The organism is Paraglaciecola sp. L1A13, assembly GCF_009796745.1.
Lineage (GTDB): Bacteria > Pseudomonadota > Gammaproteobacteria > Enterobacterales > Alteromonadaceae > Paraglaciecola.
Window position 1 is genome coordinate 2,747,988 of record NZ_CP047024.1, and the last position, 25,963, is coordinate 2,773,950.

Below are 25,963 nucleotides of genomic sequence, written 5' to 3' on the forward strand. Positions count from 1 at the left end.
CTTTCCATCGGTGACGCTTTACACGGTAAGACCGCGCTTGCGCCATAAAAAATACACCACAGGCACTACCAGCAGGCTGAGTATTAACGCGCTTGCCATGCCCCCGACCATAGGCGCCGCAATACGGCTCATTACTTCAGCGCCTGTACCGCTGCCAAACATAACAGGCAGTAAGCCGATAATAACAGTAGCAACTGTCATCATAACGGGCCGAACTCTAAGGCCTGCCCCTTGCATCACGCTGTGGCGAAGCTTGTCCTCTGAAATTCGCCCGCCAACGTTTTGTTCATCTAAGCTCAGTTTTTCGTATGCTTGATTCAAATACACCAGCATGATCACGCCAATTTCAACGGCTACGCCAGCTAACGCAATAAAGCCAACGCCAACAGCAACGGACAAATTAAAGTCCGCAAGGTACACTAGCCATATGCCACCAATCATGGCTAAGGGCAGTGTTCCAAGAATAATCGCCACTTCTGCAAAACGCTTAAAGTTGAGATATAAAAGTAAAACGATAATGGCTAACGTGAGGGGGATCACGTAATTCAGCTTTTCTTTGGCTCGCTCAATGTACTCATACTGCCCAGCCCAGGTAACACTATACCCCGCAGGCAATACCAGTTTATCTTTGAGCAATGCTTGGCCTTTTTGTACATAGTGGCTTACGTCGATGTTGTCTATATCAATGAATATCCAACCATTTAAGCGAGCGTTTTCACTTTTAATCGCTGCAGGCCCTTCATCAATATAGACTCTGGCCACCTCCCCCAACGTTAAGTGCTGGCCAGTTTTAGTCACTATGGGTAAACGCTGCAATTGCTCAGGAGAATCACGGTACGTTTGCGGGTAACGCACATTTATCGGATAGCGAGCGAGACCTTCTACTGATTGCCCTATGTTCACTCCACCAACAGCCATCGTTATGACGTTTTGGATAGCACTAACGCTGAGACCATATCGAGCCGCTGCTTCTCGGTTTATGTCTAGCTTAATGTATCGCCCGCCAACTGCACGCTCTGCATAAACTGAAGCCGAGCCCTGCATAGGCGTAAGGATCCGCTCAATATCTTGGCCAATTTTTTGAATAACCGCTAAATCTTCACCTGCGACTTTTATACCTACAGGCGTTTTAATACCGGTTGCCAGCATATCAATGCGCGTTTTTATCGGCATGACCCATGAGTTAGTCACGCCAGGCAGCTTTAATGCTTGCTCTAACGCATCACGAATATCAGCTTTGCTCATACCCACACGCCATTCGTTTTCAGGCTTAAATTGTATAAAGGTTTCAATCATTGTTAATGGCGCAGGATCGGTCGCGGTATCCGCTCGACCGATTTTGCCAAATACGTTATTTACCTCTGGCACAGTGCGGATGAGCTTATCGGTTTGCTGCAAAATTTCCCGAGCTTTACCGACGGATATCCCTGCATATGTCGTCGGCATATACATTAAGTCACCCTCATCCAGTGGTGGCATAAATTCGCTACCAATATTCTTCAGCGGATAAAATCCAACCAGTGCAATAACAAAAGCGACAAATAATGTACTTTTAGGGTAGTTCAGCACCATTTTTAAAGCCGGCATGTACAAAGCGATTAATGCACGATTAATCGGGTTTTTGTGTTCACTTATGACCTTACCGCGAATGGCATACCCCATCAGTACTGGCACCACACTGATTGCCAGCCCTGCTGAAGCGGCCATGGCATAGGTTTTCGTGAACGCAAGCGGCGCGAACATTCGCCCTTCTTGAGCCTCAAGCATAAACACAGGTAGAAAGCTGACCGTAATTATAAGCAGACTAAAGAACAAGGCAGGACCCACTTCAGAGGCCGATTTAATAACGATTTCCCAGCGGTTGTGCTCGGTTAACTCAACGTCTTGCATATGTTTATGCATGTTTTCAATCATCACGATAGCCCCGTCAGTCATGGCACCAATGGCAATCGCTATTCCCCCAAGGGACATAATATTGGCGTTAATACCCTGCCAATACATAATGATAAACGCGATTAAAATACCCAATGGTAAGCTAACAATGGCGACCAAAGACGAGCGCACATGAAATAAGAACACAGCACACACAACGCCGACTATCAGTAATTCTTCTAGCAGCTTCGACCATAAATGATCAACCGCGCTCTCAATCAGTTCTGAGCGGTCATAAACCGCGACAATCTCAACCCCGTCAGGTAAACCTTGTTTTAGCACCTCAAGCTTTTCTTTAAATGCCTCAATGGTTTTTTGCGCATTTTCACCAAAACGCATCACCGCAATGCCGCCTACCACTTCACCTTCCCCATTTAACTCAGCGATGCCACGGCGCATCTGTGGCCCAAGATGAATATCTGCCACATCGCGCAATAACACGGGCACACCATTGTCGTTAAAGCCTAAAGGGATCAACGCTAAATCGGCCTTGTTTTGTATGTATCCATTGGTTGAGACCAAATATTCAGCCTCTGCCATTTCTATAACCGATGCCCCAACTTCTTGATTACCGGCCTGAATCGCAGTTTGAATAAGGCTCAAGGGAATGTTGTAAGCACGCAATTTATTGGGGTCGACCACCACCTGATATTGCTTAACCATACCGCCTATAGTGGCCACTTCTGAAATACCCGGTACAGATTGCAATTCAAATTTTAAAAACCAGTCCTGTAAAGAGCGCAGTTCACTTAAATCATGACCACCGGTTTCATCTTTAAGTGCATACATATAGACCCAGCCAACGCCTGTGGCATCAGGTCCTAATTGTGGTTTTGCCTGTGCAGGCAAGTTTGGGCTCACTTGAGATAAGTATTCCAAGACCCGTGATCGCGCCCAGTAAGGGTCGGTATCGTCATCAAAAATGATATACACGTACGAGTCACCAAAGAAAGAAAAGCCACGAACAGTTGTTGCCCCAGGAACAGACAACATCGCGCTGGTAAGCGGATACGTCACCTGATCTTCAACCACTTGTGGGGTTTGCCCGGGGTAGCTGGTTTTAATGATCACCTGCACATCCGATAAATCAGGGATGGCATCCACTGGGGTATGTTTAATACTAAATAACCCCAATCCTACGATCATGGCCGTCAGTAAAAGCACCAATAGTCGATTGTTCACCGACCAGCGAATAATATGCACAATCATAGCGCGGCCTCACCAGTGAGTGACAACGCCTGTATAACAAATTCCCCATCATGTATCTCGAAGGTAAAGGTAATTTCGCTACCTGACTTAAGCTGCTCAATTGACTGTGTATCAAGCTGGTCACTGAAGGAAAAGTCCAGGGTGGCAGGCTCTCGCCCCCATTTTTCTATTGGCCCACGGCTAATATTGATCGTTCTTGAAATTGCATTAATCTCGTTAACGATACCGCGCACCGTCGCTTGCTGGTGCATTGTATTTTCTTCGTCTGGGGTCGTTGGCATTTCCATGGACGTCATGGTTTTCACCTGCGATATCATCGCGCTGCTATGGTCCATACGGATAAAATCAGATGATATACTGCTTTGCGAGTCCAATAAAAATTGGGCTGAGGTAACGATGTCATCATCTTCTTTGAGACCAGCTGCAATCTCAATGAAGTCGCTATCCATACGACCTAGTTTCACCTCGACCGATTTAAAATACCCATCACCGAGGGCCAAAACCACCCGATCTTGGCGACCCGTTCGGATCACAGCCTCGCGAGGTACAAGTAACACCTTACTGCTGGCTTCCCCTTCAATCGTGATATCTGCAAACATATTGGGTTTTAATTGACGGTGCGGATTATCGAAACGCAAGCGCACTCTAAATGCACGGGTGGTTTTATCAAGTGACGGGTAAATATAATCTAGTTCCCCTACCCATTGCTGCTCTGGTAAATAACCAACGTTCATCGTCACAGGCAGACCTGGCTTTAGTAAGGCCGCTTGCTGCTGAAATACTTCAGCTTCAACCCACACTTCGTCCAAACTGGCGATCGACATCAGCGTATCGCCAGGCTTAACATAATAGCCATGACGAATTTTCAAATGCTCTAATACTCCTGACTGAGGTGCATAGAAAGTGACACTTTGCAGTACTTCATTACCGCTATTAAGTTGTTCCATGGCTTGTTTGGGCATATGCAGTGCCCGCAAACGCTGCCGCGCAGCATCAACAAGCACGGTACTATTGCGCTTTTTCGCCAGCAAATACTCTTCTTGAGCACTGACTAATTGGGGTGAATAGATACCGTAAATTTTTTGACCTTTGGTTACGGCTTCTCCCGCAGTACTGACATAAAGCGCGTCGACCCAACCTTCCACTCTAGGATGCATATGCACTATGGTATCTTCGTTATAGCCAATATAGCCCACGGTATGAATGGTCTTCTCAAGTCTCGCCATGCGCGCACGTGCAATGCGCACACCCAAGTTATTGACCACATCTGGCGATACCTTAATCGCCCCAGCTTGTGCAGCCATATCACTGTCACTACTTTTTTCGCCGTAAAACGGAATGAGGTCCATGCCCATAGGCGACTTACCCGGCTTGTCTTGGCGAAAATTTGGATCCATCGGTGCAACCCAATACAAAGGTGCATTTTGACCGGCACCATTGCGCTGGCCATTGCTACTTGATTCAGTGTCAGTTAAAAATTGACTAGCAAACTGCGCATATAGCCCTATGGCAATAATACCGCCTAAGATAAAAGCGACGACGATACTGATAATTGTTTTCATGGGTGACTTTCCTGATGAGGCACTAGGTGACGTACATCACCTAACGTGTTTGACGGAGAATTTTGGCGAGAAGAAAGCGCTTGATTGGTTGAAGTCTGCGTAGGCAAAAAATACGCAATCTGGGCCTTAATTTTATATTGCTGGTTTATCAACTTAAGCTGCTCAAGCTGAGCATCAAGCTCAATAACCGCCACCTCTGTAGCCTGTGAAAGACTGCTATAATCGTGACTAAAATTGGCAATACTGACCTCTTTTTGTTCAGCAATATTACTAAGAATAACCTCGTCGTAATGCTGTATACGCTGTGTTATCTGTGCATATTGGCCATGTAAACTATCCAGTTCAGCCAACATTTCACGTAGCAATAAACGATAATCTGTACGCAGTGATTCTTTTTGATGATGGGACACGGCCAATAGGTTGTCTTGTTTCTTAGTTGAAAAAATGGGGAAATCAACACTTACCCCTACAGACCAGAAATCTGCTCGGCTACGATTAAAATCATCATCTTGACGATAGGCATAACTGGCATTTACGCCCCATTTTGGACCGTATTGCGCTTTCGCTAATCGCACATCGCTGCTACTAGCCACTATTGCTTGGTGAAATGCTTTCACTCTGGGATGCGCAATTAAGATTTGAGCAATGGCTTGGTGGTTAAGCTTTTCAGCCTTTAGTAACTCAGGCAGTGGCGCCAGCACGGGCAAAACGGAACCATCGGCTTTATCTATCTCGCATGTCTGAATGACTGCCTGTTCCTCAACCGAACGAAAGTCATCGTTATTATTCGGCTCTACGGCCAACCACCGGCATAAATTAGCTTGGGCGGTGCGCTGCAATGTCCGTAAAGCACTAATACGGTCATCTAATTTCGCAATACTGAGCTGCACTTCCAGAACATCACTTTGTGTGCCGCGCTTTTGACCGCTAGTGTAAACGGCTGCATAATTTGTTTGAGCAATATCGATAAGCTGTGAGAGCACTGTCCGCTGCTGCATAGAAAGTGCGATACTTTGCTTGGCGCTGTACAAGTCCATCCATAAACTCGTCACATTGCGTTTCACTATGGCTAATCGGTCTTGACGCAACAAGGGCTGTTGCGCGGCAAGTTCATTATAGCGCTGACGGGATATTGTTCTGCTGTCACCCCGTGTTAGCGTTTGCTTAACACCGACTTTTAACTGTGTCATTGGCTCTTGATTAAGGGCAAAACCATCACTGGGTACACTTAGCAAACCAAGTGAAAATTCTGGATTAGGCAAGGTGTCAGCAGCAGCCCCCTGCGCTTTTAACGCGTGTTCTTTTTGCGTACTACCTACTAACCATGGGTCATTTTGCTGTGCTTGTAATACCGCTTGTTGCAAATTACCGGCCCAAGTTTGGGCACTTATCACCAATACGCCACACGTAAGCAAAGTACGCACGGTTGAACGTGCTGTACTTTGCTTGCGGCTTATTACGTTAGCCAATTTCATGTTTACTCTCGACAAAATATTTTGTGCTATTTATTCGTAATCACAGATAACGCTACGAAAATAGTGCTGTAAGAATCGAAAAGAGCTTTGCTTGAACGAAGCTTTTTCGGTTAAACATAACAACTGAGTCTTAAAAAAAAGACCCAACTAGATTGGTTTAACCGTGTATAGGAGGGCGTTTTGCTTTGGAATGAAACGGGCTTTGAATAGACGACAAAATACTGGGAATTTTATCGTCTGAGAGATTACTTGCGAACACAGATGGCGCAGACATCAATGCTAGCACACCATATGCAGCTATAGGGCAATGGCACGACTCACCAGTATTATCATCGCAGCAGTCGCTATTCATAACGCTGCTTGAATCACCACTTGTGGATAACATTTTATCACCCATTTGCATCATGCAAGGCGCTTCGGTAGCGTTAGTGTCGTAAGAATCACGGGACAATTGTTGTGCTGATAAAGAATCACCTTGGCTGACTTGCATGGCAAAGCAACTCATGCCATTAACCGCCAAAGATTGACTAGCAAAAAGCAGTGCTATCAATAGGTAAGTGGTTAATCTAAAGGTCATGTTATTACGGTTCTCTATTATTAGTGCTGGTATCATTGATGTCGCTATTATTGGTACTGGAAACACCCAACAAAAGCGCCTTTAATACCTTAAAAAGCGACCTGAAGCATAAACAAAAAACATATTACATCAGTAGCCTACTAAAGGTAGTTTATCGTTTGTATACCTGTGGTGCACGAAATTAATTGCCAGCCCTATTTTTAGGACCTGTTACTACCTATGCTCCAGTAACATCAGTCGACACTTTAGAGACACACTCAGAGGGTAAAATCTTTCGGGCTAATGCCACCCAAAAAGGGCTGGCAAACAAACTTAATGCAATAACCGCTACCGTTACATGATAACCATAATCAGTAATCAATTTTGACTGGCGACCCAGTGTAGCCAGAATAAAACTGAACTCCCCTACTTGCGCAAGCATGGCCGCAGTATACAGACTCTTAGACCAACTTAATTTCAGTAGTCGCAGTGTTACCGTGGCTATAAGGGTATTACCCACTAGCACCATCATGAGTAACGTCCCCAGCAACGTACTGTTTTGTACAATAAATTCTATATTAAGTAACATGCCAATAGACATAAAGAACAATGCAATAAACACCACATGAAATGCTTCTAAACTGCTTCTAATCCATATTGAATCTTTCATTTTCGCCACCAGCATACCGCCTACAAACGCGCCTAGTGCAGTGGATAAATGCATAAATCCAGATAATAAAGCCAAACCAAAACAGCACAATAACGCCCCGAATACCTGTAGTTCGTGATTAACCTTTAACTTATTTAACCAACGAAATTCAATATGTTCTTGATTTAGTAACCAGCGCACCAGTAATAACACACCTATGCCAGCACCTACCTGCATAGCAACGACGTCAGATTGAACCCCAGACTCGTCCATTATGCCGATGATAATGACCATGGGAATGACTGCCAAGTCTTGTACTAATAAAATACCGAGAACATGCTGTCCTTGTTCGCTATGCAATTCATTTTTATCTTGCATCAGCTTTAATACCACCGCAGTGCTACTAAGACTCATAACAAAACCTAACAATACAATACGTTGCGCTGACCAGTCCAATAAACTACCAACCACAAACATACTGGCCACGCTTAAAATGATCTGTAATCCCGTGCTGCCAATCGACACCCGCCAACTACGGCGTAATTTGTCAGGGCTGACCTCCATTCCAATAAAAAACAATAATAATATAACACCAAGTGATCCCATGGTTTCAATCACATCAATATCATTAATCAAGCTTAAACATTGTGGGCCAACAATAAGCCCGGTCAGAATATAAGCCAGTACAAGAGGTAGTTTGAAATGTCTAAAGATTAACGAAAGCAATAAGCCAATAAACGTTGTGCCCACAACAGCGGGTAAAATAGGGTCAAAATGCATAGATTCCAAATGACGAGTTTTTTATTATCTATTACAAAGACCGCCATAGATTGAAAGGTTCCCATCTGAAAAGCTTTGTCACACTTTCACTTTATTAACGCACAGCATAATGAAAGTGCAGATTAAGTATTCCACCTAAATTTCCATCAGCTCCCAGCGATTGCCACACAAGCATTTGTTGTTAACGGCGTTCAATGGATTGGCTTTAACTACCAAGTCATTTGTCATGGGCTGTAATTGCCTCTTAAGGTCCCAGCTAAGTGGCTCATAAACTAACTGACTCGCTAGATATTTCATATTTAAATGGCCTGTATGAAAAACAGGTTTAATGAAATTCATTAAAAAAGGCTATTCTTGCTTCCTATTATATATTTTTCTCCGGTCTCACTTTGCTTTTTCAATTCATTGTGGTTTTCATTGCGCGAAAGTGAAACATGCTCAATAAAATGATGAAAATGAAAATCGAATCGAATCGAATCGAGAAGTTTTATACACGGCATTCTCAGTAATAAGTGTTATATTTCAATTGGCTCTGGATTCATGGGAAGAATTTAGTGAAAATAATTTTAAAATCGATATTACTTGCAACCTTGATAGCCCTTGGATACTGGGCTTATCTTGGGCTTAGCACTGGAGAAACAAGATTTGGGGCACGGCACCATCCAATTGGAGTTATGGCCCTTTCTGCATTTTTTTCGGTTTGTGTTTTGATCGATATCGTCCTCTCAATACTAGAGCCTCACATGAAAAAATATCCTAGAGTACATACGCGGTTATATTCAGGTTTTTGGACTTTTTTGTTAGGACTTGAAAAAACAGACACATGAAATATTACAAGATATTCTAACGAACAAAAATAGTTGGCTGTTTGACTCAGTTCACAATTTAAGCCAACAATTTTTGCCGCTGAACAGTCGTATTGGATAGTCTTTTATCTTTATAAAAATCCAATACAGGGGCTGTTTATAGCTAAGTTTTATTTAGTATTCGCAGCTTCAAACTGAGCTTTCACCTTTTGCATAAACTCGGTCTTGTTTGCCAGACGATCGGCCTCTACGTTTTGGCTAATGACAGATTGACTCATGGTGTCGTTCCATTCTTTCATTCCAGGTACCGCTGCAAGTATATCCCACTCAAGTTGGCTCGAGCCAAAAGTGCTGACAATGGTGTTTACGTAATAAACGTAGATATCCGCCATGGTAAATTGTTCACCTGCGATCCAAGGTGAAAACTTGCACAAGCGACTTAAGGCCGTCACGCCACGGTTTAATACTTGGCGTACTTCGGCTTTAACTGATTCAGGAATTTCAGCGCCTGAAAATACATAAGGAATAAATCGCCTGCTTGGTAGTTCAAAATAAAGCTCTGCAATTTTCATAATTTGACGCACAACCGCACGTTCTCCAGCATTTTCAGGATACAGTGGCGTTGTTGGGTAAGTCTCTTCGATAAAGTCGCAAATGACACTCGACTCTGAAAGATGAAGGCCTTCGGCTGTTGTGATAACAGGTACTTTTCCCGCGGGACTGATTGCGAGTAACGCGTCACTACCCGCGTAAAGAAGGTTTTCTTTAAATGGCAGTTCTTTATATAAAAGTACATGTTTCACTAGGTTGTAATAGTTGCTAGCTGCAAAACCGTGCAAAGTAATCATAAATCAGTTTTCCATTATTAAGGCGAATATTTTTTAATTGCCGAACAAGCAATTAAAGCCGTTATGACTTGTTTTAATTGGGTTAGATATGGCATTTAACAAGACACCCAACTTACCAAAGTACCTATCAGAAACGCAATTAACAAGTATTAAGCGGTTACATGTGCCACCAAACTCAAATTGCAGGTAGCATCAAATAAAATGATTTTTGAAAGATGTTGAAAATATGTTTTTGTGATTCAGGATTGTTGCAGTAAAGCACTTGCTTTCGCTATCTCTCGTATATGTTAATGGTCTGTCTGTTGTTTGAATTGTTATAGCATATACTCACTGCTTACAGCCGTGCTGAAATGTTGTTCGAACTCAGTATTGAGGGTCAGCCATTTTCATTATTGATGTTTAGGCGTACAAGTTTACGAGGCTGGTGCTTAACACACCATCCTTGGTTGTGTGGAAACCTCGAAGCCTAGACGATGGCAGATTTTTTTATGAATTTTTGAAAGTAAGTGTCTATAAATATGGGGGAAGATCACTCCAACATAATAAAAAGTTCACATTGCTGATTAACCACCCGCTTCATTAGCAACTACAACACAAGTATTTGTTGTTAACAGCCTTAGATCGCATGCTTTAACATGATCTAGCGAATTTTTTTGGATTTTAATGTGTATAAGTTCCGATTGTTTTTTGTCTTTGGGTTTTGCTAATTATCTTGATTTAATTTTTAAAAGCTTAATCTTAGCACCATACCAATTAGCCATGGGCGCAGCTGCAATGCCGTGTATTAAGGTGCTCATCCATACTGCATTAATTGCGACTATTAATATTGAATGACCGTATTCACCTAAAATATCTTTGGAAATAATTAGCGCAAAAAGAGCGGTAGCAAGGCCTCTTGGGCCAAAAAAACCCATGAATACCTTGGTAAGGTTTTTTGCTTTTGTACCGATCAATGACAAATAAATGGCAAGAGGACGAACAATAAAGATACTGACCAAGATGTAACCAGCGACTGGCAACGTTAAATGTTCTACAGCGGAGGGAAGAAGCCCGAGGCCGATAATAACAAACGAAGTCCAAATTAATATTTGCCCTTCACTTTCAGTAAACTGATAGATAAATCGGCAGTGCCCTTTCACAATATTACCAAATGCTAAACCAGCAACGAACGCTGAAATAAACCCATTCCCGCCCAGCAAACTAGCCATCAAATATGATGTGCCGGTCAGTGCTAAAACACCGATCCCTTCAAATACACTGGATGATACTTTTTTTGACTCTGTGTATAAAAATAAGCGCCCGCTCGACCAGCCCATACCTACCCCAACCAATATACCTACAACAATTTGGCTGAAACCAAACATTAACCATGATATTTCATTCTCTTGAGAGCCTGTTTCCATCGCAACTAGGCTGGCAAAAAATAGAATAACGGGTAATGCGAGTCCATCATTCAATCCACTTTCAACCGATAAGCTTTGTCGCTCGTTTGCAGGTACACTTTTATTAGATACCACCGCTTGACCTAATGCCGCATCAGTGGGAGCCAAAATAGCGGCAACCAACGCCAACATTGCCCAAGGCCACTCAGGGAAAAACAGGTATGCAAAGCCAGTACCAATTAAAATACTTAATGGGAGGCCTATCAATAACATTCTCAGTGGCCAAGAATTCTGTTTTTTCAGCCTGCGCAGGTTTATTTGTGAGGCATCTAAAAACAGTAAAACAACAAGTGATATCTCTGCGATTAAGTACACGGTTTCATGTGCATCCCCAACATGAATCAATCCCAACTGATTCATCAGAAAACCCATTCCCAAAAAGACCATTGGCGCGGTGATGATAGTAGTAGACAGTTTTTTGGCTAACATGGCGTAAGCGCTAACTGAAAAAAGAAGAATGAGTAATCCGATTTCCATTACAGGTTCCTATTGGGCTGAGGGGGTATATTTAAAAATCCGGTGTTGTTTCCAAATAAATGAGATCAACACACGTTATTGAGTTAAATGGCTTGGTTTGTATCTAGCGCAATTCCAAAAATTAACCGGCACTTGGCCGGTTAATTTGACGTGTAAAGTTCTAAAACCAGCTTAAGCGTTAATGATTGGTTGTACGCTTAGCATCTAAGCCTAAAAATCGATCTACCGATAAAAAGCCTGGTCCACGAGCGAAAATCACTAATAATGAAACCGCCCACCACGAAGCTGGGTTAATCCAATGATCTAATGTGGGAAAAACGGCAAGCTGAATAAACATTGTCATGCCAATAAGGCCTAAAGCTGCAAAGCGAGAAAACAAACCAATAATCAGTAATATTGGAAGTAGCACTTCAACAACACCTGCAACTACCGCGAGTGTTTCAATTATCTTTACAATAAATGAACCGTCTACATAATCTAATGTTTGTGGATCGCACAGGAGTAATGCGCCCTCTCTGACTGGGTCTGGGCAAAAGAATTCGTATTTAAATAGGTCGTACTTATCAATATTGAATTGTAAAAAACCATCCCATTTACTTAATCCCGAATCGAGAAATACTTTAGCGACCATAAAACGCAGTGACAAAAGTGCCAAAGGTTCTAAAAACCGCGACAACTGCTCACCCATCTGCACATATAGCAGTTGTATATTTTTTATCATTCCCATGTTTATTCCTTATTTATTTTTCTTTTTTAACGTGTGCTAAATCTTTTCGATTTCCACTAATTCATTTTGTAAGCATGCGGTAAACGCATCGCTCACTTCAAAGTTTTCATTTACCTTTATTGCGGCATCAAATGCCTCACCCAAAGCGCAACCTTTGCCTTTTAGAGCCTGCATCAGTGTAGCCTCTGCAGCAGAAAGTAAACGTGCTTGCACCGCACCGTGTAAGCGCCACAACATCACAAAATACATGGTAGAAGATGCAGTTCTAACGTCGCTATTACTATTTGTTTTTAGCGAAATCCATTCAGCAAAGGCTTCTTCACTCACACGCACTAAACGCACGCTAGGGTTAAGCTTTACATGAAGTTCAGTCAGCTCAGAGCCTTGTTCCATAAGTTGCGTAACATACCCTATGGTTAATGTTTCACTTGAATCGCCACTCATTAAACTCAGTAACCACGCATAATCTAAATGCGCAATATCCACTAAGTTAATGTATGACTTTGTTTTATTTTGCTGATTGGCAGGAGTTTCAAAGGTATCTTTGCTTTCAAGTTCATTACCTTTAATAAAATCCGTTATAAAGTCAGGCAGGTTGAGTCCATATCCGACCAACGTGCCTTGTTCGGGTGGAAAACGGTCAACATAACATCGCGCCATTTTCCTAAAATATTCACTGCCCATTTTTTTTTCGCACATGGGAAAATTAGCCACTAATGCGTCCACGCAGCCTTTATAAAACCCATTGCGATAGACCGCTAACCGCTTAATGTGAGAGGAGTTTTCGCAAAAGCGCGCCATTACACTTAGGTCACCGCTGCGTAAATACACCGTAAAAGCATCAATATATTGATCAGTACTCATTAGCGAATCGCTTCTTTATCAGGCGTATTTAGATAAGGTGTATTGACCTTCTTTTGTGATTCAGATTGCGCCAAATAATTTTGCGCTATTTGCCACTCGTTCAATAGTTCTTCAAACGACGGAATATTAGCATCTCGCTCAACAAGTACAGGTCGATGGCCAAATAACCCTAATGCTTGTTCCAATAACGTCCATACAGGAGGCGCCACAGCAGCAGCATGGCTATCAATCAATAATGACCGGCCAAGAGCAGGATCGGGATCATGTCCTGCGATATGGATTTCTCCTACAAGCTCCGCGGGGATCTGTCTTAAATAATTTAATGCATCGATACCCGTGTTCTGACTACTGATATATAAATTATTAATATCGATAAGTAAGCCACAACCCGTTTGCTTAGCAGCCTCAACCAAAAATTGAGGTTCATCCATTTCACTAATAAAATCTAAATAGTTACTTGGGTTTTCAATTAAGATAGACCTTCCGATAGCGCACTGGTAACAGTCAATGCCATCCACTAAAGAATTAAGAGCATCTTTTGTTCGAGGCAAGGGCATTAAATCTGCGTAATATTTACCATTCGACTTTGACCACACTGCATGCTCAGATACGAGGGCGGGTTGAAATTCATCGATCAGGGCTTTCACGCGTTTAGTATGCGCAGACATGGCTTGAAGGTCAGACCCCAGCGACCCACCTACACCGTGAAAACTGACGTTATGATTTTCACGAACAGCTCTCAGATAATTTAATCGTGGTCCACCTGCAACAAAATAGTTTTCGGTATGCACTTCAAACCAAAGATCATCAGCTGCAGATAAATTTTTAACTGGTAGCGCTAATATTTCATCAAGGTGTTCTGGTTTTAAACTTAACCCCGCACCTAGTTTCTCCCCAACATTTAGATGCTGAGGAGAATGTAATTTATTAGCCTTCAAGTGAGCCTGTTCCATTAGGCGTTACAATTGACTCACATGTGCCTTTAGGTGAATACGTCCACGCATTAGCTTGAAAATCAGTCGTTGAAGTACCTTCACAACTTGTACCTGCACCTGCTTTACAATCGTTCTCACCTGCTAGTGCAATGCCGTAACACTTATCTTTACGGCCACGAACTTTATCACCCGCTAACCAATTGGTAAGTTGCTCTTGTACTTTTGGTGATGCGCCATCTGCAATGTTTAATTGACTATTAGGACCTGCCACTGCAGCTGTACTTAAAACTGCTGCTGATGCGCCAATTAACAACGCTTTAGTTAAATTTACTTTTTTCATTTACATGCTCCTGATTAAAATATTTTTCTTGTTTTATAGATGAGTGTTAAGAACAAATGAACGAACACCCACATTTTGATAAACAAGTACCAAAGGGATAAGCGGTATCGCCGATCTATCAATTCAAAAGACCTTTTCATGGTATTAAAAATTTCAGATCGTTTACTATTAATGTGAAATAAAAGCGCAATCAACAAAAACTAAGTGATAAACGAATTCCCATTCATAATAGGAATACCAAGCACTGATTAGCAATAAGATGTGATTATGGTGCCAAAATCTGCCTCTAATAACGCTCTGTGAAAATTTTTCCATATCGCTTGTAAAGGGTGCTGCAAAGTAACGTAAATAAACGTTACTTTGCGCTGTGGCAATAACCGCAAACACTTACCCCATCGTGACTAAGCGTATAATTCGAATGTCGGTACTTTCTTTGCTTCTCTTGTACCTTGCGTTTCTCTTACTTAGCTACTGCACATTCAGTTGCTTTACTTGGGGTGACGTCAAAAAGTGCAGTGAGCGATTTCTAAGTAAGGTAAATATTAACTAGAAACTAGGAGGTAATATGGCTGGCGGTTGGGCAAAAGACGGCGCGGTACAAGAACAAATTGACGCAAGCATCGATGAGGCAGTGGCGCGGGCAAAAAGTCAGATCCTCAAAGGAGAAAGTGCCGAGTTCTGTGAAGAGTGTGATGAACCCATTTCCGAACGGAGGCGTATCGCTGTGCCAGGCGTTCAGTTATGCATCAACTGTCAAACGGAAATAGAGAAGCACGCGAGTGTTAAATCTTCTATCAACCGCCGTGGCAGTAAAGACAGTCAACTACGGTGATACACTGTCCCGAACTCGAATGAGTTGGAATTGGTGTTGCCGTAGACCTGTGTCGCTCCTCACAGCAAACTACAATAGCTTGCTGTAAATACCCAAATACCCGGCGCGACACTAGCTCAAATATCTACTCCGCGCTATAGGGCGGCCTAGCACGCTCATCTACGGTCAATTTAAACACATCAGGCCGCGAATAATGACCAGCGGGATCTAAGTCATAACGCGCTTTAATGATGTCATCTAAGTCTACTTGGGCACTGATTAACCCTTCTTCATTATACAACGGCCCAGCTAAGACTTCCCCCATAGGCGATACGATAACACTGCCCCCGCGAATCAATGGTTTATCCGCTGGCCAAGCCTTATCTGGCGCTGTTTCTGTCGTTCCCTTTTGTGACGGTGGCCCTTGGTACTGACATGCACTGACGAGAAAGTTACGTCCCTCGTAAGCGATATGACGCATACTCGCTTGCCAAATATCACGGTCATCTACAGTGGGCGCACACCAAATATCCATTCCTTTGGCGTACATAGTGCTGCGTAACAAAGGCATATAATTTTCCCAGCAAATAGCTGCGCCTACTCGCCCAGCAGAGGTGTCCACAATAGGAATGGTTGAGCCATCACCCAGCCCCCAAATAAGGCGTTCACTGGCGGTTGGCATCAACTTTCTATGTTTATTCACTTCACCATTTTGAGTGATAAACAATGCAGTACAATAAAGCGTACTCCCCCCGCGTTCGATCACCCCTATTACGATGGACGTATTACACGTGATTGCTAACTCAGTGAGCGCCTGAACTTCAGGTCCGTCAATTTCAATAGCTTGCTGGAAATAAGCTAAGTAATCTTCACGGCCCTGCTCAGTGCGATACCCCACCCGCGTGCCAAAATCCGCGCCTTTTGGGTACCCACCCAAGAGCGCTTCAGGTAACACCAATAAATCGCACTTGCTGTCTTCAATAGCCTGTTTAAAACTCATAATGCGCGCTAACGTCGCGCTGGTTCCGTCTGCAGATGAGCCAAGTTGCAACGCGGCTATTATTTTCTTATTCATTGACTGTCCTGTTTCTTAATATACTGATTGATGCCTTAAACCTTATTTAAATGTGCAGTATTGACAAGTCCCCGTCAATACGATTTGCGATGGCTTGCTCTGATAACCGATGGTTCACTTGCGCTTACTTCGTTAGCACCTTACTCTGAATAAAAATATTGATAAGGCCTATTTCATGACAGCTTCAGCTCCCTTTCCTCATCTATTAAGTCCCCTTGATCTTGGGTTTACCACCTTGAAAAATAGAACGCTAATGGGCTCTATGCATTTAGGATTAGAAGAAGAAAAAGGTGGCTTTGGTAAACTCGCTGCATTCTATGCTGAGCGGGCCAAAGGAGGTGTAGGGTTAATTGTGACCGGTGGAATTAGCCCTAACATCGCAGGTTGGGTGGCGCCTTTCGCAGGACGCATGAGCTCTAGCCGCCACGCTAAAAAGCATCGCATTATAACCGAAGCGGTTCACCGCGAAGGCGGCAAAATCTGTATGCAAATACTGCACTCAGGCCGCTATGGTTATCATCCCTTTAATGTATCAGCTTCTGCGACCAAAGCCCCTATCGCGCCTTTTAAGCCTAAAGCGCTTTCTATTCGAGGCGTTAAAAAGACCATTGCTGACTATGTGGCCTGTGCTGGGTATGCCCAAGAGGCAGGTTACGACGGTGTCGAAATAATGGGCTCCGAGGGCTACCTTATTAATCAGTTTTTCTGCGAGCGCACCAACCAACGAGATGACGAATGGGGCGGTAGTCTGGAAAATCGCGCTCGCTTGGCCATTGAAGTCGTACGTCAAACCCGGCAGAAAGTCGGTGCTAACTTCATCATTATTTACCGTCTATCGATGCTTGATTTAGTGGAGGGCGGCGCTCCATGGGACGAAGTCGTTTACCTTGCAAAAGCCATCGAGAAAGCAGGCGCAACGTTGATTAATACCGGTATAGGCTGGCATGAAGCACGCATCCCCACCATTGTGACCTCAGTACCTCGAGCCGCCTTTACTTGGATCACGCAAAAAATGAAAGCTGAGGTATCAATTCCCCTGATTACCACTAACCGGATCAATACCCCTGAGGTGGCAGAATCAGTATTAGCAAATGGCCACGCGGATATGGTGTCCATGGCGCGGCCTTTTTTGGCAGATTCACAATTTGTGGCAAAAGCCGTGCGCAACGAGTCTGACCAAATCAACACCTGTATCGCCTGTAATCAAGCATGCTTAGATCACGCCTTCGCCCAAAAACGCGCAAGTTGTTTGGTCAACCCCCAAGCCTGTTACGAAACCGAGTTGATTTTTAAAGCCGTCGTCGCCCCAAAAAAACTCGCCGTGATTGGCGCAGGCCCAGCGGGTTTGGCATTTGCTACTTATGCTGCGCAGCGCGGACATCAAGTACATTTGTTTGAGCAAGCCAGTGAAATTGGTGGTCAGTTTAATTACGCCAAGCAAATCCCTGGTAAAGAAGAGTTCTACGAAACCCTGCGTTATTACGCCCGTATGATTGAGGTTGCGGGGGTAAGATTACATTTGAACAGCAGGGCCAATGCAGATAGTTTGCGCGAGCATGATTTTGACGAAATTGTGATGGCTACAGGCATCAAGCCAAGGCAATTAGATATCCCTGGGATTGAGCATAAAAAGGTATTGAGCTACATAGATGTTCTGCGAGATCATAAGCCAGTCGGTAATATCGTTGCGCTTATTGGTGCTGGTGGCATTGGCTTTGACGTAGCGGAATATCTAGTCGAGCAAGAAGAATTAACCACACACCTTGATAAATGGTTGAGCCATTGGGGTATTGATAAAGATATAAAACACCCTGGTGGGTTAACCCAACCGCAAATATCTGTCACTAAGCGCGAAGTGTATTTATTGCAACGTAAATCTAGCAAAGTGGGTGCAGGGTTAGGCAAAACGTCCGGTTGGGTTCATCGCGCGTCTCTTAAACAGCATAACGTCAAAATGATTAACTCAGTGGAGTACCTGAAAATTGACGACCAGGGATTACACGTCAGTATCAAAGGTGAACCGCGCATTATTGAGGCCGACAATATCATTATTTGTGCAGGTCAAGAGCCACTACGAGAACTGCATGACAGTCTACTTACTTTAGCCAAACCCGTGCATATTATCGGTGGAGCCGACGTGGCGGCAGAACTTGATGCCAAGCGCGCAATAAGACAAGGCGCAGAACTAGCCGCAACAATTTAAGCCTAGGGCTTAAATTGTTGCAACCGTTGCGGTAACCAGAAAAGTATGGGCATAACGATGATTACAGCAAGCGACCAATACAACATTGGTATTTAGCTTGCTGCATTATGCTTTCTAAATTTAGATGTTAACGCTGATAAATTTATTAATAATCACATTGACGCTGATTTATAAGCTCGGCGCGATCAGTAAAGTACCCTTCTAGCAACTGCGTTAAAGCCGAATTAGCAGCGCTTGCATGAGCAACATCTGTTTTTGAAACCGCCTTTGATATGCGATTATAGTGATAGCCGTAAAAATTAATGTTGGCGTCTTTAAGCGCATTGGCCATGTTGTCGATATTATGTTGCTTGTCATCCACAAACACCACAGACGTATAATCATGCTCAGTGCGATCAAGCAAATCTAACAGCATCACGCCTTTATTCATGCCTTGTACCATAAACACGCCATCCACATAACTTACCTGCGCGGTGCGTCCACCAAACGTGTAATCATAGTGATAACCTGTACCGGCTGGCGTCAATGATTTATTTTTAAAATTCAACTGATTACGCCCAAGTTCGCGCATTGTTGCCGCTCTATAAGCGCCTGAACGGGCAGTAAGAATGACTACATCGTTATTCACGCTATCAACGATATCCGCCATATTTGGCTGGGTGGGTTTATTCACCGCAATTTCAAATACCATACCTAGCACGTCAAATAAACAGTTCACTTTTTCACTGTCGGCGGTGTTGACCACATTCCCTTGCTGATCGAGCGCTCTGCCCCGTTGCCAGTCATACCACTTATCGCTGCCAAAAAACTCAGTAGCCGTCAATAATGTATCGTCGATATCAAATACCACAAGTGTCGATTTGGGTTCTAACGTGTTGGCTTTATCAACTGCATCTTGCAGATCGGTGGACGGATAAATCACGCTAGCGGCTTGGCTACGATTATTAGCCTCTACAGTTTGCGTTATTGCTTTACCAGCATCAGGCTGCACAGTGGCACAACCAGCTAAAAATACTGATGAACTGAGCCCGAATAAAACGGCACGTAAGATAGGTGTTGGTCGAATACTTGCTGCCGCCAATGAGAATTTATTAAGCATTATTATTAATCGTTCTACGCTAAATTGGTTGCTGATAATACAACATTTAGTGTCTGGGATGTAACCACAATCTCTGGCTAAACCAGTCAAAATAACTGCCGTTGACACGCCAAATAGCACAACGCTCTGTCGCTATTGTCACAATCAACTGTGTTTACATGTTATCTGAATTAAATAAAGTTCAACTTTAAATTGTAAATGATAATTATTTTCATTACCATTCCTGCACTTTTTACCGACACCTAATGGATATGTCATGCAGTATGCGTCTTTATCAGTTCTTTCTCTTCTAGTTAGCGCCAGTGTTCACGCGCAATATAATGCCTCTAACGAAAGTAGCACCCTTAAAGAAAATAACGATCTAGAAAGAATGATCGTTACGGGCAGTCGTATTGTCGAAAGCATTGATGAAGTCCCTGCCTCTATCGTTATCATTACGCAGCAGCAGATCCAGGACCAATTAAAAGTTAGCAGCGAGCTACAATCGCTTTTATCCACCTTAGTACCGGGCTTAGCTCCTGCTACTGGTACTTCCAGTAATTCAGGGCAAACGTTAAGAGGCCGAGCCCCCTTAGTAATGATTGACGGCGTACCGCAATCTACCCCCCTACGGAATGGTTCGCTAGGTGTACGTAGCTTAGATGCAAGTACCATAGAGCGAATTGAAGTGATAAAAGGCGCTACCTCTGTATACGGTAATGGCGCTGCTGGCGGTATCATTAACTACATCACCAAGAAAGCAGCCACCGATAAGCCAATAGCTGGGCACGTAACGGTGTCGTCACGTTTTAGCGCCGTTAAACTTGACGATACCCTAGCAGGACGCGTCGATGCAGGTATCAATGGTCGACTCGATAAATTCAGTTATGTGCTAAACGCAAGTTATGAAGAAAACGGCGTTCAGCGCGATGCCGAAGGCGATATTCTTGGCCTTACCTATGGCTTGTCTGATACCAATACACAAAATTACTTCAGCAAATTGGGCTACCAATTCGACGACGAAAAAACCTTACAGATCACCTATAACTACTTTAAATCAAAGCAAGACACTGACTTGGTCAATGTCGTTGGCAATGTGAATTCAGGCGTGAAAACCTATGCAATCGAGTCATCAATCGGTGCAGCGATGGTGGGTGAACCCCAAGGACCTGAAAATCACAACTTTATGTTGAAATACTCCGATGACGAGATTTTCAATAACACCCAACTAACCATCGATGCTTATGCGCAAACTATCGAAAATGTATTTTTCTTTTCGACCAATTTAGCCAATCCCGAACAGGGTTATGATGGTGGTCAGTCTATTATTGAGTCAGAAAAAAAAGGCCTACGCGCCACTTTTAATAGCCAGTTCACTTGGCAAGACATAGAAACCACCTTGATTTATGGCATTGACGCCCTAAATGATGTCACGTCTCAGCCCATGGTCGATGGTCGCGTGTGGGTGCCTGAAATGGACATGGAAAACATCGCAGGTTTCGTACAAGCCAAATGGATTCTACATGACGATATTATTCTTAAAGCTGGAGTTCGCCACGAAAATATCGATTTAAAGGTAGATGATTTTAGTACCTTGCGCTTATGTCGCACAGCGGATCAATGTTCTGTTGCCTTCGATGTCGTCGGCGATACCCTAAATTACAAAGCGACTACCTACAATGTAGCTGTACGCTACAACATCAGCGATGCCTTTAGTCCCTTTATTAGTTATTCCCAAGGCGCTGACATTTCAGATACAGGTCGCTTATTACGAACGGCCACGGTCACAGATATTGCGCTTATTCGCACAGAAGCCTCAATTATCGACAACTACGAAATCGGCTTTACGTCTAAGTTTGAAGGGGTGCGATTTGAATTTTCGGCTTATCGCAGTACCTCTGAGCTGGGCACAACGAATTCTTTCGACGCAGAAACAGGGGTTTATCTTCCCGTTCGCGCCCCGCAAGAAATCTACGGCTACGAAGCCCTCGTCAATTACCAAGTACGTTCAGATCTTGATATTTCAGCCACCTACTCTTGGGTTGAAGGTAAAAATACCGAGCTGGATATCTACTTGGGCGGCAAAGACATCAGCGCCCCAAAAGGCACTTTTAATATCAATTGGCAGCCTATTGAAGGCGCGCGCTTGGCCCTTAACTACCTATATGTTGGCGACCGTGACCGGTTTGCCCAAATCGATGGGGCTTATGTCGGCGATCAGGGACCGATAGAAAGTTATCAGTTAGTCAATATAAACGGTAGCTATGCATTGGATAGCCAATGGCAAATATTTATGGGCATCGAAAACTTATTGAACAATGATTACTACCCAACGCGGTCGCAAGTTTATACCTATGATGGGTACAACCACAAAGGCTTGGGGATGACGGTTAACTTCGGCGCAACCTACCAGTTCTAAGTACAGCCTATAAAAGCCCATTCAACTCAGTCATCTCGTTGGAATGGGCTAAGTACGTAAACGTTGATAACATCACCACAGAGGGTTGTATTGAAAACTTGGTTTAGACGAGTGCATCTCGTGCTCGCCCTAGTAAGTGCCATTTTTATTGTGAATTTGAGTATTACTGGGGCATTTTTAGTGTTTGGCAAAGACATTCAAGCTTGGCTTAATCCCCAGTATTGGTCTGTGCCTGATAGCAGCATTGCAGATGTGACGACGGCGAATATGTCGACGGCCACTTTGCCAGTCAGCGAAATAGCCAAACGCATTCAGCAAATATCCTCCTCTGCTATTGTTTTTATCGAACACAGTGCGTCACCGTCACGAGCATGGCAGGTACGTCTTGCTGACAAAAGCTATGTAAGTATTAATCAATATAGCGGTGATGTTCTGTTGCACTACCAATATGATGAGACTTTTTATGGTTTCACGATGGCATGGCACCGCTGGTTACTTTACAGTGACGGCGACGCGCACCCCTTAGCATTACTTCCTCCCCTTGCCTCATTAATCTTATGCATAGAACTGCTGCTAGGATTTTATCTTTGGGTCAGGCCTAAAAATCGCTTCAAACGACTCAAGGTTAAATGGAAAGCCAAGAATAAAATTAGATTTATGCAACTGCATAATGTGTTGGGTGTATACAGTTTGATACCGCTCTTCCTTATTGCATTGAGCGGTCTGGCCTTTTATTTTAAAGATGCCACACAACACCTCGTTGAAACATTGACTCTCTCGGCCATTCAAAGCCCTGAAAATATAATCCTAGCCAATACAATGCCGATAGATCCGCAGCCCATGGCGTCACAAACCGACCTATTAGCACACTATAAATTGGATAAAGCAGTCGCCTCAGCCAATACAGCACTGACCGACGCGTGGGTCTATCGCGTGTATTTACCACAATCAGTACTAGATCCGGTCAAGGTCAGGCTACGCATGCCTGATGAAAGTCATGCTTATAGTTACAGCTGGTCAAACCCCTATACAGGAAACGTTATAAACAGTTTTGATGCCAGTCAGACTTCTTTGGCAACCCGCGTATGGAATTTTAAATACGCATTTCATATAGGTGACTTTATCGCCTTACCCGTCAAATTTTTGTGGCTGTTTTTAAGTCTGCTACCGATTTTTTTTGTCGCCTCGGGGGGCTACTTATTTATCAAGCGTCATTCACAAGCAAAATCAGTCCCCCGTAAACGAAGACCAACTCACACATCAATCAACCGGTAACTATTATACCTTTTATGAAATATTTTCTAATTCAGCGCCTAGATCGTTATGTGTTTGCTCATCTGTCTTTAGTTTCCCGTGATCACTTAATCAGTGCCAAGCCACGTCATTCATGACCTCAAACTTAAATTCATAGCCTTTACCCTATTTGGCACATCACCTGCTTTACATGTATTACATCGAGTACTTATTGACTCACTTGTTGGGGTAATTTAAGTCGCGGAAAACGAAGTAAACTAGGAGGACATTATGTCTCAGGAATTACGTGAAAAAATGTGGAAATCCATGGCCGATAGTCCAGTTGTCATGCTTGGGTTAAACAACTCAAAGGAGCATAGCGAGCCAATGTATGCCCAACTTGATAAAGACGCTAACAGCGCTTTTTGGTTTTATACCACTAAAACTAATCGCTGCGCTGCCGGTGGCGCAGCAATGGCACAGTTTTCCAGTAAGGATCACAAATTGTTCGCCTGCATCTCAGGCAATTTGGTAGAGGAAACCGATCCTAAGGTAGTCGATAAATATTGGTCAAAACATGTGGCAGCTTGGTACAAAGACGGTCGTGATGATCCATCCCTTAAAATGATGCGCCTGGACCTGAATGATGCCGAAGTCTGGCATGCAGATCCAGATTTCAGCGCTATAGTTAATCTCACTTTTGGCGGTAAAATCAAGCCTGAAAAAATGGGTGAACATCAGAAAGTCCCATTGTAAACCAAGTAAACGCAGAAAAGGTCGGCACTCAAGCCGGCCTTTTCGTTATTTTACGGGTTGATGTTAAGTCGTATTTATCTACTGCCCCATCAACCCTAAAGAACATTTTTCTTTAATCTCCAAACAGGCTGAGCATAGTATTTAAGCCTACGCTTGGGATAGCGCTACTCACCGCAGCGCAATTTCTAGAGGCCATGTGGCATAGAAATCAAACCTACTTCAAACGTGTTACCCAACCATTGAACACCGTATAACCGCTTGCGTTATAACGATATACGACGTTAGGTTTATAATAGATTGGGCGGCTGTACCGCAGTCCGATTTAAATAAAAATTCACTTAATTTAAACCTTTCACTCTGTCCCCTCGACTTATTCACTGATGAACACTTATTCAATCGGGAACGAAAATGGACACGCCAATCACTGGACAAAGGACCACTAACGGTATCGCGGATACCAGTGCACAAGATATAAGCATAACGAAAAAGCAGTCTCACAAGCCTTATTGGATCGCAGCAACCGTTACCGCCATTATAATTGCCCTGTATTGGGTAATGGCACCTACCATCAACAGTTGGCAATCATCCGATATCAGCATATCCGCTCAACGTATTCATTTAGGTAAAGTTTTGCGCGGCGATCTTGTTCGCGACTTGTCGGTTCAGGGTCGCGTGGTTGCGGCCATTAGTCCCCGCTTATACAGTCCGGCGCAAGGCACCATAAACCTATTGGTTGATGCAGGCGACACTGTACGCCAAGACCAAGTGCTGGCCAGTATCGATAGCCCAGAACTCACCAATGAATTACAGCAAGAAGAATCGAGCTTACAAAAATTCAAAATGGAACTCGACCGCCAACGAATTCAATCGAAGAAACAAGCCTTAGAAAACCAAAAATCGGTGGATCTCGCCCAAGTGGCATTAGTCGCAGCACAACGTGAAAAACGCCGAGCAGATAAAGCGATTAGCACCCAGTCCATCAGCCAAATCGACTTTGAAGAAGCCCAAGATAATTTAGAAAATGCCAAATTAGTATTTAGACATGCCCAACAGGATGCCGATTTAAGCAAAGAAAGCCTCGCCTTCGAAGTACAGTCAAAACAGTTATTGGTGGAACGCCAAGCGCTGATGGTCAGTGATTTGTCACGCAAGGTAGACGAGCTTGATATTCGCTCCCCCGTCAGCGGCATTGTCGGTAATCTTGCTGTCGCGCAGAAAAACCAAGTGGCGAAAAACCAAGCTATTCTGAGCGTGGTGGACTTGTCTGAGTTTGAGCTTGAAGTCGGTATACCCGAGAGTTATGCAGATGATTTAGCCATCAATATGCCAGCCATTGTCAGTATTAATGGCAATGAACATCAGGCTATCTTAGTGACCATTTCACCTGAAATTGCGAACAACCAAGTGACAGGTCGGGTACGTTTCGTCGACAAGAACGAACGAGGAGAATTGCTAACACAACCTGAAGGGTTGCGTCAGAATCAGCGCCTTAGCACGCGTATTTTGATGGAAAAACGCCCTGATGTGCTAATGCTCTCCCGTGGGCAATTTTTAGAAAGTGACGCCGGCCGTATCGCTTATGTAGTTGAAGGGAACATGGCCAAGCGCACCGATATCATTACCGGCGCGCGCAGCCTTGCAAACGTGGAAGTTGTCTCTGGTTTATCCGCGGATCAGCAGGTGATTATATCAAGCACTGAACAATTCAATGGCGCCCAAACAGTGCTCATTACCCAGTAATACACAGGCATAAATACGCCTCAGCGCAGATGCGCCATATGACAAC

At 43.7% G+C, this 25,963-nt stretch carries 19 protein-coding genes; 6 read left to right on the forward strand and 13 right to left on the reverse strand.

Annotation, left to right across the window (positions count from 1 at the left end; translation table 11 throughout):
- Positions 1 to 18 precede the first annotated feature (18 nt).
- The 11 genes from GQR89_RS11465 to GQR89_RS11515 all read right to left on the reverse strand — a co-directional run bounded on the left by GQR89_RS11465 (position 19) and on the right by GQR89_RS11515 (position 14,602).
- Positions 19 to 3,141, reverse strand: coding sequence for an efflux RND transporter permease subunit (locus tag GQR89_RS11465; protein ID WP_158770172.1), 3,123 nt, complete (start codon positions 3,139 to 3,141; stop codon positions 19 to 21).
- A complete protein-coding gene (locus GQR89_RS11470; protein WP_158770173.1) occupies positions 3,138 to 4,703 on the reverse strand; it encodes an efflux RND transporter periplasmic adaptor subunit in 1,566 nt (521 codons plus the stop codon). The genes GQR89_RS11465 and GQR89_RS11470 overlap by 4 nt, the downstream gene beginning before the upstream one ends.
- Entirely contained in the window at positions 4,700 to 6,178 is a 1,479-nt protein-coding gene (locus GQR89_RS11475; RefSeq protein ID WP_158770174.1) for a TolC family protein, read from the reverse strand. The genes GQR89_RS11470 and GQR89_RS11475 overlap by 4 nt, the downstream gene beginning before the upstream one ends.
- Before the next feature lie 157 nt (positions 6,179 to 6,335).
- Positions 6,336 to 6,755 (reverse strand): hypothetical protein, encoded by a 420-nt coding sequence (locus GQR89_RS11480; protein ID WP_158770175.1) that lies wholly within the window; start codon positions 6,753 to 6,755, stop codon positions 6,336 to 6,338.
- 217 nt (positions 6,756 to 6,972) lie between these two features.
- The gene (locus GQR89_RS11485) at positions 6,973 to 8,163 is read right to left on the reverse strand and encodes a cation:proton antiporter (RefSeq protein ID WP_158770176.1); all 1,191 of its coding nucleotides are present in this window, start codon (positions 8,161 to 8,163) and stop codon (positions 6,973 to 6,975) included.
- Positions 8,164 to 9,139: 976 nt separating this feature from the next.
- Positions 9,140 to 9,817, reverse strand: coding sequence for a glutathione S-transferase family protein (locus GQR89_RS11490; protein ID WP_158770177.1), 678 nt, complete (start codon positions 9,815 to 9,817; stop codon positions 9,140 to 9,142).
- A 707-nt stretch (positions 9,818 to 10,524) separates the two neighbouring features.
- Positions 10,525 to 11,736: a sodium:proton antiporter gene (locus tag GQR89_RS11495; protein ID WP_158770178.1), complete on the reverse strand. Its 1,212-nt coding sequence runs from the start codon at positions 11,734 to 11,736 to the stop codon at positions 10,525 to 10,527.
- A 178-nt stretch (positions 11,737 to 11,914) separates the two neighbouring features.
- A complete protein-coding gene (locus tag GQR89_RS11500) occupies positions 11,915 to 12,457 on the reverse strand; it encodes a DoxX family protein (protein ID WP_233268949.1) in 543 nt (180 codons plus the stop codon).
- Between the two features lie 42 nt (positions 12,458 to 12,499).
- Positions 12,500 to 13,327: a DNA-binding domain-containing protein gene (locus tag GQR89_RS11505; RefSeq protein ID WP_158770180.1), complete on the reverse strand. Its 828-nt coding sequence runs from the start codon at positions 13,325 to 13,327 to the stop codon at positions 12,500 to 12,502.
- Positions 13,327 to 14,265 (reverse strand): DUF692 domain-containing protein, encoded by a 939-nt coding sequence (locus GQR89_RS11510; RefSeq protein WP_158770181.1) that lies wholly within the window; start codon positions 14,263 to 14,265, stop codon positions 13,327 to 13,329. The genes GQR89_RS11505 and GQR89_RS11510 overlap by 1 nt, the downstream gene beginning before the upstream one ends.
- Positions 14,255 to 14,602, reverse strand: a complete 348-nt coding sequence (locus tag GQR89_RS11515; RefSeq protein WP_158770182.1) for a DUF2282 domain-containing protein — start codon at positions 14,600 to 14,602, stop codon at positions 14,255 to 14,257. The genes GQR89_RS11510 and GQR89_RS11515 overlap by 11 nt, the downstream gene beginning before the upstream one ends.
- A 565-nt stretch (positions 14,603 to 15,167) precedes the next feature.
- Between GQR89_RS11515 and GQR89_RS11520 the strand changes: the two genes are divergently transcribed.
- Positions 15,168 to 15,434, forward strand: a complete 267-nt coding sequence (locus GQR89_RS11520) for a DksA/TraR family C4-type zinc finger protein (RefSeq protein WP_158770183.1) — start codon at positions 15,168 to 15,170, stop codon at positions 15,432 to 15,434.
- A 124-nt stretch (positions 15,435 to 15,558) separates the two neighbouring features.
- On the opposite strand, the gene GQR89_RS11525 is transcribed toward GQR89_RS11520, so the two are convergent.
- The gene (locus tag GQR89_RS11525; protein WP_158770184.1) at positions 15,559 to 16,488 is read right to left on the reverse strand and encodes a carbon-nitrogen hydrolase family protein; all 930 of its coding nucleotides are present in this window, start codon (positions 16,486 to 16,488) and stop codon (positions 15,559 to 15,561) included.
- A 175-nt stretch (positions 16,489 to 16,663) separates the two neighbouring features.
- Here GQR89_RS11525 and GQR89_RS11530 point away from each other — a divergent pair, with 175 nt between their 5' ends.
- Entirely contained in the window at positions 16,664 to 18,691 is a 2,028-nt protein-coding gene (locus GQR89_RS11530) for an NADPH-dependent 2,4-dienoyl-CoA reductase (protein ID WP_158770185.1), read from the forward strand.
- 145 nt (positions 18,692 to 18,836) lie between these two features.
- On the opposite strand, the gene GQR89_RS11535 is transcribed toward GQR89_RS11530, so the two are convergent.
- The gene (locus tag GQR89_RS11535; RefSeq protein WP_158770186.1) at positions 18,837 to 19,790 is read right to left on the reverse strand and encodes a DUF2608 domain-containing protein; all 954 of its coding nucleotides are present in this window, start codon (positions 19,788 to 19,790) and stop codon (positions 18,837 to 18,839) included.
- A 256-nt stretch (positions 19,791 to 20,046) separates the two neighbouring features.
- On the opposite strand from GQR89_RS11535, the gene GQR89_RS11540 reads away from it, so the two are divergent.
- From GQR89_RS11540 to GQR89_RS11555, 4 genes are all read left to right on the forward strand, one after another.
- Positions 20,047 to 22,188 carry a TonB-dependent receptor gene (locus GQR89_RS11540; RefSeq protein WP_158770187.1) on the forward strand — a complete coding sequence of 714 codons (2,142 nt, stop codon included), beginning with the start codon at positions 20,047 to 20,049 and terminating at the stop codon, positions 22,186 to 22,188.
- Between the two features lie 90 nt (positions 22,189 to 22,278).
- On the forward strand, positions 22,279 to 23,463 hold the full coding sequence (locus GQR89_RS11545; RefSeq protein WP_158770188.1) for a PepSY domain-containing protein: 1,185 nt from the start codon (positions 22,279 to 22,281) through the stop codon (positions 23,461 to 23,463).
- Between the two features lie 249 nt (positions 23,464 to 23,712).
- The gene (locus tag GQR89_RS11550) at positions 23,713 to 24,177 is read left to right on the forward strand and encodes a pyridoxamine 5'-phosphate oxidase family protein (protein ID WP_158770189.1); all 465 of its coding nucleotides are present in this window, start codon (positions 23,713 to 23,715) and stop codon (positions 24,175 to 24,177) included.
- A 408-nt stretch (positions 24,178 to 24,585) separates the two neighbouring features.
- Positions 24,586 to 25,917, forward strand: coding sequence for an efflux RND transporter periplasmic adaptor subunit (locus GQR89_RS11555; protein ID WP_158770190.1), 1,332 nt, complete (start codon positions 24,586 to 24,588; stop codon positions 25,915 to 25,917).
- The last annotated feature ends 46 nt before the right edge of the window (positions 25,918 to 25,963 follow it).